The sequence below is a fragment of the Mycobacterium sp. genome, from assembly GCF_052145595.1.
In the GTDB taxonomy this organism is placed as follows: Bacteria; Actinomycetota; Actinomycetes; order Mycobacteriales; family Mycobacteriaceae; genus Mycobacterium.
The window spans coordinates 1-9086 of record NZ_JBKQOI010000329.1; the positions used below are offsets into that span (position 1 = coordinate 1).

5 protein-coding genes are annotated in these 9086 nt (G+C 63.7%); all 5 read left to right on the plus strand.

The window, feature by feature from the left end; genetic code table 11:
* Nucleotides 1-638 (plus strand): sugar phosphate nucleotidyltransferase (locus tag ACLP4W_RS27495; RefSeq protein WP_442390527.1); only part of this gene is annotated, 638 nt, incomplete at its 5' end.
* Between the two features lie 617 nt (nt 639-1255).
* On the plus strand, nt 1256-2377 hold the full coding sequence (locus tag ACLP4W_RS27500; protein WP_442390530.1) for a class I SAM-dependent methyltransferase: 1122 nt from the start codon (nt 1256-1258) through the stop codon (nt 2375-2377).
* A 293-nt stretch (nt 2378-2670) separates the two neighbouring features.
* A complete protein-coding gene (locus ACLP4W_RS27505) occupies nt 2671-3405 on the plus strand; it encodes a class I SAM-dependent methyltransferase (protein ID WP_442390531.1) in 735 nt (244 codons plus the stop codon).
* A 213-nt stretch (nt 3406-3618) separates the two neighbouring features.
* Entirely contained in the window at nt 3619-4899 is a 1281-nt protein-coding gene (locus tag ACLP4W_RS27510) for a glycosyltransferase (RefSeq protein ID WP_442390528.1), read from the plus strand.
* A gap of 389 nt (nt 4900-5288) precedes the next feature.
* The coding region (locus tag ACLP4W_RS27515) for a type I polyketide synthase (protein ID WP_442390529.1) at nt 5289-9086 on the plus strand (3798 nt) is incomplete at its 3' end.

The window sequence follows — 9086 nt, forward strand, 5'->3', positions numbered from 1 at the left end:
CCGACTTCGTGGTATGCACGGGCTACAAGAGCGAATACATCAAGAGCTACTTCGCCAACTACGGGGTGTCCAACCTGGACTTCACCATCACCCTGGGTGACCAGTCCAGCATCCGCCACCACGGCTCGCACGACGAATTCAACTGGCAGGTCACCGTCGCCGACACCGGCCTGAGCACGATGACGGGCGGCCGCATCAAACGCATCCAGAAATACGTGGGCGACGAGCCCTTCCTGTGCACCTACGGCGACGGCATCGCCGACGTCGACATCGCGGGCCTGCTGGAGTTCCACCGCGCGCACGGCAAACTGGCCACCGTCACCGCCACCCAGCCGATGAGCCGGTTCGGGGTCATCGACCTCGAGCAAGACGGCGTCGTTGCCACATTCCGCGAGAAACCCAAGACCGAAGACTGGATCAACATCGGCTACTTCATTTTCGAGCCCGGAGTGTTCGATTACCTCGACGGCGACGACACCGTGCTAGAAGACCAGCCGCTGCTGCGGCTGGCCAAAGACGGCCAGATCGCCGCGTTCACCCACCACGGATTCTGGCAGCCGATGGATACCTTCCGCGAATCACAGGCCCTCAACAACCTCTGGAACAGCGGAAACCCGCCCTGGAAAGTATGGCACTAAACAACAAAACGCCGTAATCATCCCCCACCCACAACAAAAGCGAATCCGTTGATGAGCTAGCAAAGCGGCTGGCCGTCGTGTTCGAAGCCGAGCCGGCGCATGACTTCGAGGCAATCATCGTGGAAAACGGTTCGACCGATGACACGATAGACAAATCGCTCGCCATCCACGCGGCGGACCCGCGGTTCAAGAACGGCGGGCTGACGGCCGGCGTCGCTGCGCGACCCTGTTGCGGCGCAGGTTGTACCAGCTGTCGCAAACCCCCGCCGATCACTCGCGCCGGCACTCACAGTTCGCCACGCTCGATGGCACTCAGCGCCCCAGTACCGGTCCGAGCGTCCGCACGTGTTCGATCGCCAGGGGCCTTCTTGTCAAGGCCCCGGGCTACCAACCACAGCCCGCTACGCTGCCAATTGACGCACCAACGAACGACTCTCGTTCGTCCTGGACCAGCTCACTGGGTCCGGTCACATGACTTACCTGCCGACGCCGAGGTGGGCGGGGCGATTGTGTGGGGCGCGTCAAATCGGCGATTCAGGGCCAGCAGGTTCAGGCGCCATGCCAATCTAGTAGGGCCTAAGCCTGGCCGAGAACCTGGAGGAGAAGCGGTGGACGTAATAGACGTCATAGATAGGCGGACAGTAGATCGGACGAGCCTTCATCGCGTATGGAAAGCGGTTCTCATTGTCATCGCGCTCGCTGTGGCTACGGCATGTTACTTCGTTCCGGTTCTCCTCGTCGCGATCGGAGTACTTCTACTGTTGTTCCTATGTGCGCGCTTGGTTTATCAGGGTCGCGACCGTTACATTCCAAACTTATATGCTCGGGACATCAGGGTTTATGAGGACGCATATCGCGCGTTTATCGGCCGCACGCTTTCGGATCTGCGTCGGTGCCGGATTCGAGGCCACACGCTATTGTGGGAAGCATCGCGCCTACCGAGACGATCTCTTCGGGATTCTGACGAACTGATGCTTGATCTAGGCGTCTGGATCGGCTGGTCGACAAGGCTCATATCGGATGCCTCCGACCGCGCGGTATACGGCTTCGATACGTTTGAGGGCCTAGTTGAAGACTGGCAAATCGACGACCAGATCGTCATCAAGAGTGGAACCTTTTCACTGTCAGAACCGTTGGCGCAACGTTTTATTCGGGATACCGGCGTGAGCTTGCGCGACGGGGTGCCTGACGCGCTCGGTCGTAAAGTGCAGTTCATCAGGGGAAGCACCTACGAGACGTTGGACCCATTTTTGGCCGACCGGCCGGCCGCCCCAATCAGGCTTTTCCACATGGACTTGGATACGTATGAGAGTTGCTTGCATGCGCTAGAAACCTGCAAGGATCGTTTCATCGAGGGATCGATCCTTGTCTTTGATGAGTATCTGGTCACCAACGGCGAGATGCTGGCATTCTATGAGTTCTCGAGCAAGTACGACCTGGAATGGCGGTACCGGGCTTGGGGCCTCGAGGCGTGGGAGATGAATATTGAAATGGTTACCGCGCGCTGGAAGCGCGCGGTGTACTACCTGGTCATGATCGCCTTGTATTGGTCGGTGGGTGACGGTAGCTACGCCTGGACATTTTTCCGCAGGCGGTTTTGGCGATTTTGGTTGAGCGCGCCGATAGGCGATATCCTTTTCATGTTAGGTGCTGCGGGACAACGGAAGTCGGTTAGCCTTGAGATTACCGGTCTGGGTAAGTTGGACCGGAGCCGCGAGCATGACCGAGACAACGGATGACTGGCAGTTCGTTGGTTTGACGCGGCCAGGTCTGCCGCGGCTCGATCGGTAGGGAACACCGGTCGTCCGACCGGTCTGGTAACCGGAGAGTCGTTGCCGTGGCCACATGAGATCGATGGCCGTCCGTCGAATTCGGTGGCTTGCCAACAGGACATCTGTTTGCTTCATTCACGCCAAAGTCCTCGGGTCGTGGCTGTAGGATCACCGCCCGTGGATCGCACGCGGGCGTACCCCTTGTCAGAGGCCCTTCTAATGGAGAGGATCGTCGCGTGAACTTCAACGACGGGCTGGTCATGTTGGTGGACGCTCTGCCGGGTGCGAACCGGATCAAGGCCGTGCAGCGGGCGCTCCAAGGGCGGGTGAACCCCGTCTATCTGGAGATCGGTGTTTCGAAGGGGCAGGCGTTCCGGCGCATCAGCGCCGACGTGAAGATCGCCGTTGACCCCGCGTTCAGACTCTCGGAGCGCTCCCGCAGCCTCGCCGACGCGAAGGCACGCGCCACCTACTACTTCGAGACGCCCAGCGACGACTTCTTCGTGAATGAGACGGCCTTCCTAGAGCAGCACCCCATCGACGTCGCCTTGATCGACGGGCTGCACACCTACGAGCAGGTCGTGCGCGACGTCGAGTACACCGTGCGCTACCTGAAGGACGACGGCGTCATTTTTCTGCACGACTGCAACCCCGCGCTCGAATTGATCGGCCGCCGCGCGGCGACTTGGGACGACTTTGTTGCGCAGCAGAAAGGGCCACTGGTCATTGGTATCTGGAGCGGAGATGTCTGGAAGTCGATCGTCTATCTGCGCAGCATGCGGGACGACCTGCGAGTCGCAGTGCTGAAGTGCGACATGGGCGTCGGGGTCGTACGAAAAGGATCTCCGGAATCACGATTGTCCTACTCGCCGGCCGAGGTCGAGGCGCTCACTTACGCGGATCTCGCCGCCGACCGCAAGCGCTTGCTTAACCTGAAGCCGCCCCGGTATCTCGACGAATTTCTCAGACAGAGCGCCGAATCTCCCCCTAAGTAGAGGTAACCGGGTGAAGTGCGGCCCCGGCGACTTGTGCGCTACGTGCCGGGCTCTTCCCGCGACGGGCCGGTGTTATCGGGCGCTGGCCCAAAACTTCCCCTTTGCGGTTCGATAGCGCCGGGATCGGGTTATGCTGCCGGGCGGCTGAGCCGGGAGTGTGAGGCTGCTGCTTTCATTCCGCAGACCGCGCACGGTGAAAGGCTAGGATCCGTTATGAAATTTGTGCTGGCAAGCTGGGGAAGTCGCGGCGATGTCGAGCCGAACCTCGCTGTCGGTCGCGAGCTGGTGCGCCGAGGGCACGACGTGTGTATGGCCGTCCCGCCCGACCTGGTCGGCTTCACGGAGGCGGCCGGGGTTGCGGCGGTGGGCTTCGGACCGGAGGCGCGGTCCATTCTGGACGCGCATCGCGAATTCTGGACGTGTTTCTTCAGCCGCCCCTGGCGGATCCGGGATCTGGTCAGGTCGCGACTCGAAATTGCGGGGCCCCTTCTCCAGGGTTGGCAGGAGATGAGCACGACGCTGAGGTCGCTGGCGGACGGGGCCGACCTGATATTCACCGGCATCAATTTCGAGGACGCCGCCGCCAACGTCGCCGAGTATTACGACATTCCTTTGGCCACGTTGCATTACTTCCCGCTGCGGCCCAACGGCCAGGTCCTGCGATTTCTGCCGGCGCCGTTGGGCCGCTCGGCGGTGACGGCGTTCTGGTGGGTGTCCTGGCGTGGGACAAAGCAGGCCGAGGACGCCCAGCGCCGTGAACTGGGCCTACCGAAGGCAAAAGGCTCCGCGCCGCGACGGATCACCGACCGCGGGTCGCTGGAAATCCAGGCCTACGACGAGGCGTGCTTTCCCGGGCTGGCAGCCGAATGGGCGAAACGGGATGGGCAGAGGCCCTTCAAGAGGCCATTCGTCGGCACGCTGACGCTGGAATTGCAGACGGATGCCGATGAGGAGGTGGCGTCTTGGATCGCGGCGGGAACACCGCCGATCTTCTTCGGGTTCGGCAGCATTCCGGTCGAATCTCCGGAAGACACGATCGCCATGATCGCGGCGACCTGCGCGCAGTTAGGCGAGCGGGGGTTGGTTGGCGCCGCCGGAACCGACTTCAGCAACGTCCCGCATTCCGACCACGTCAAGGTGGTGGGCACGATGAATTACGCGACCGTCTTTCCCGCCTGTCGCGCGGTCGTCCATCACGGTGGCTCGAGCACCACGCCTATCGCCATGCGGGCGGGAGTCCCTCAACTGATCCTCTTTTGGGACCTCGTTCACGCGGTTTATGGAGCCGCGGTCAAACGCCTCAAGGTGGGCACCGCCCGGCGCTTTTCGACCGCTACCGAGAGATCTCTGGTTGAGGATTTGCGCACCATCCTCGCCCCGGAATATGTCGCCCGCGCCCGCGAGCTGGCCACCCGGATGACCGAGCCCGCCAAAAGCGCTGCAGCCGCCGCCGATCTTGTGGAAAATTTCGCCCGCCTCAAGTGTGTTGGCTGATGGCCGAATCGGGTCTCGCCGCCGACCGCGAGCGCTTGCTAGCTCACGGTGCCAACGGGCATCGAGAACTTCATCGGCCTCGAGAGGCCCGCGGCCGCCCGGTAGCCAAATGCCACAGAGCCAAACCCATCGCTGCAGGTCACAGCGCAACCGGAAGTCACCACTAACGACTGATTTGCGCGACAGGGATCAGACCTGACTCCGTGACAGGGGTCACACCCAACTTGGTGACAGCGGTCACACCGGGAAGTATGGTTTAAAACTTGTTACACCCATGTCGAGTATGGTCTGGAGACGCGCTTGAGCATCAACCCGTTCGATGACGGCGGTGGCAGCTTTTTCGCCTCGGTCAACGACGAGGAGCAGCACGGGACGATGGGGGCTCGGAAATGACCGATCTCCAGAAGCGGGCTCTGCCGGCCACCGAGGGTTTTGCGATAGTCGGCTACGCGCTGCGCGTTCCGGGTGCAGCCGATGCGGACGAGTTCTGGGATGTGCTCCAGCAAGGGCGGGATGCGGTCTCGGAGGTGCCCCCGGACCGGTGGGATGTCGATGAATTCTTCGACCCGGATCCCGACGCTCCCGGGAAGATCGTCACCCGCCGGGCAGGCTTCATCGATGACGTAACGGGGTTCGACGCGCCGTTTTTCGGGCTGTCGAAGCGGGAGACCATGTTGATCGACCCGCAGCATCGGCTGTTGCTGGAGACGGCGTGGCACGCGGTGGAGCATTCAGGGACCGCGCCATCGGCTTTGGCGAACAGCAAGACCGGTGTGTTCATGGGTCTGGGCACCCATGACTACCTGGGCTTGATATCGGAACAGCTGAGTTACGCCGAGATCGAGGCGTACGTGGCGATCGGGACGTCGTCCGCCGCAGGAGCGGGCCGGATCAGTTATGGGCTGGGGCTGCAGGGCCCGGCGGTCTCCGTCGACACGGCGTGCAGCTCGTCGCTGGTCGCAGTCCATCAGGCGTGCCAGGCGCTGCGCTTGGGGGAGTGTGACCTCGCGCTGGCCGGCGGCGTGAACGTCCTGCTCAGCGCGAAGACCGCGATGACCTTTTCCCACGCGCACATGCTGGCTCCGGACGGCAAGTGCAAGACCTTCGACGCGGCCGCGGATGGCTATGTGCGCGGCGAGGGCTGCGGTGTCATTGTCGTGAAACGCCTCGAGGACGCGATCCGTGACGGTGACCGGATTCGGGCCGTGATCCGGGGCAGCGCGGTCAACCAGGATGGCGCTTCGGGTGGTTTGACGGTGCCGAACGGCGTGGCCCAGCAACGGGTTATCAGCGAAGCACTGGCGTGCGCCGGTGTCGCTGCCGGCGACGTCGGATACTTGGAGGCGCACGGGACCGGGACATCGTTGGGTGATCCGATCGAGGTACAGGCCGCCGGCGCGGCCCTCGGCGACGGGCGCGACGCGAGCCGGCCGCTGCTGATCGGGTCGGTGAAAACGAATATCGGGCATCTGGAGGCAGCCGCGGGGATCGCGGGTCTGATCAAGGTCGTCCTGTCGCTGGAGCACGAGGAATTGCCGAAGCACCTTCACTTCGAGAACCCCTCGCCGCACATTCCCTGGAACCGGCTTCCGGTCCGGGTGGTGGATAAGGCCCTGCCCTGGGTGCGCGACGGACGGCCCCGTATCGCCGGGATCAGTTCGTTCGGGTTCTCCGGGACCAATTCGCACGTCATCATCCAAGAAGCACCCGCTGGAGTGGGCCAGGTTGCTGCGGCACCGGTAGCTCCCGCTGACGACAGGCGCTTCAGCCTGTTGCCGCTCTCGGCACGCAGCCCGGAGGCTTTGGTTCAGCTCGCTGACGGATACCGCAACTGGTTGGCCGCACATCCGGAGGCCACGTTGGCCGATGTGTGCCTCACCGCCGGGGTCGGGCGATCGCACTTCGAACACCGGGCCGCCTTGGTGGTCAATTCGATGGAATCCGCGCGTGAGGTACTCGGCGCGCTGGCCGACAATCGCCCGGCACCCGGTTTGCTCCGGGGGGAGTGCACTGACAAGCCGAAGACGGCGTGGTTGTTCACCGGCCAAGGCAGCCAGTACGCCGGCATGGCCCGGGAGCTGTTCGAGACCGAGCCGGTGTTCGCCGAGATAATGACCCGGTGCGCGGCGGCGATCGCCGATGTGCTCGAAAGGCCGTTGCTGGACGTCATTTTCGATCCGGACGGTGAAGACACCCTGCGGCAGACCGCCTATGCCCAGCCCGCCTTGTTCGCGTTGGAGATGGGCCTGGCCCGGCTCTGGCAGTCATGGGGCTTCGAACCGGACGTGGTGATCGGTCACAGCGTCGGCCAATACTCGGCGGCCTGCATCGCGGGTGTGTTCAGCCTCGAGGATGGAGCGTTGTTGCTGGCTGAGCGCGGCCGCCTGTTCGGCAGCCTGCCCGCCGGCGGTCGTATGGCCGCGGTCTTCGCTGCCGCCGAGCGAGTGGAAAGCATCACCGACGAGTTCCCGAGCCTGTCGGTGGCCGCCTACAACGGCGCCAACACCGTGTTGTCCGGACCAGGAGAGGACCTGGAACAGGCGGTGGCCGCGCTGACCGACGACGGTGTGCGCTGCGACTGGCTGGACACCAGCCACGCCTTCCATTCGGCGCTGCTGGATCCGGTCCTCGACGAATTCGAGGCGTATGCGGACCGGTTCGAGTTCCGCTCGCCACAAAGGACATTGGTGTGCAACCGCACGGGCGCCGCCCTAGGCAGAAGTGCGAAACTAGACGGCGCCTACTGGCGCCGCCATGCGCGGCAGCCGGTCGAGTTCGCCAAGAGCGTGCGCACACTGGCCGACCTCAGGTGCACGATACTGCTGGAGGTCGGCCCGCAACCGGTGCTCACCGCGGCAGCCATGCGGGCTTGGCCTGACCCGGCAACTGCACCACGGGCGATCGCGTCATTGCGTAAAAACGGCGCCGACCACCGCCAGATCACCGAAGCCGTTGCTAACGCCTACATCGTCGGCCACGTGCCCGACTTCGGCGCTCTCCAGCAGGGACCGGCACGCAAGCTCGACCTGCCCACCTATCCGTTCCAGCATCGTCAGTACTGGTTCCGTGAGCAGCGGGTCGCGCCCACTCAACAGGCCTCGAACCAGACCGCAGCCACGCGTACCGAAGCCGTCCAGCTTCTCGAGGACGGCCGGATCGAGGAACTCGCCGTGCTGCTTGACGGTGGGAGCGGCAATCAACAGGCCGTGGATTTGCTGACAAAGCTTGCCGCACAACACAACCAACAGCGTAAAGCCCAGTCCATCGCGGACTCCCGCTACGAGATTCGCTGGGAGAAATCCGCTGCTGGCGCCTCCGGCGCGAAAGCCGGCGAGGGATCTGCCTGGCTCCTTGTCAGCGATGACGCCGACGCGGTTCAGCCATTGGTCGACGTGCTGACTGCGCGTGGGCACCGGCACAGGATCCTCGGGTTGCCGGCCTCCGACGCGGATGAAGAGCGGCTCGCAGACGCGTTGCGCGCCGCGGTGGCGGACGAACCAACCACCCGAATCCTGCATCTCTCGGCCCTCGATTCGGACACCTCGCCGTCGACGCAATCGCTATTGCGGATGCAACACCAAGTCCTGAGCGGAACGCGGCGACTCTTCCGCGCCGCGGCTGCCGCTGAACTCCGCACGCCCATCTGGTTGGTAACCCGTGACGCACAACGGGTCAACAGCGCCGACGCGGTGTCACCGGCGCAGTCCAGCCTGTGGGGGTTCGGTCGTGCCGCCTCGCTGGAATATCCACGACTGTGGGGCGGACTGGCAGATTTGTCCGGCCGTGGTGGCGACGAGTGGTCCGGGCTGATCGACCAGCTGGTGGCAGCCCCGGCCGGTGAAGACCAAATCGCGCTTCGCGACCAAGCGGTCTACGTTCCCCGGCTGACTCGACGCGCAGGACAGCCGGCCGCAACACCGCTGGCCCTACGCGATGACGCGACATATCTCGTGACCGGCGGGCTGGGTGCGATCGGACTGGAAGTCGCCGGTTACCTGGCCGCCCACGGCGCCCGGCATGTGGTGCTCACCAGCCGACGCGCACCCAGCGACGCCACGCAACAGCGCATCGACGTGATACGCGAACAATCCGGCTGCGAAGTCCGGGTCATCACGGCCGACGTCGCCAACCCGCACGACGTCGCTCGTGTCTTGGCCACTGTGCGGGCCGAACTGCCATCGCTGGCC

Bases quoted from the DNA above. Each gene is read 5' to 3' on its own strand.
- ACLP4W_RS27505 (WP_442390531.1), top strand. From the start codon at position 2,671: ATGTTGGTGGACGCTCTGCCGGGTGCGAACCGGATCAAGGCCGTGCAG.
- ACLP4W_RS27510 (WP_442390528.1), top strand. From the start codon at position 3,619: ATGAAATTTGTGCTGGCAAGCTGGGGAAGTCGCGGCGATGTCGAGCCG.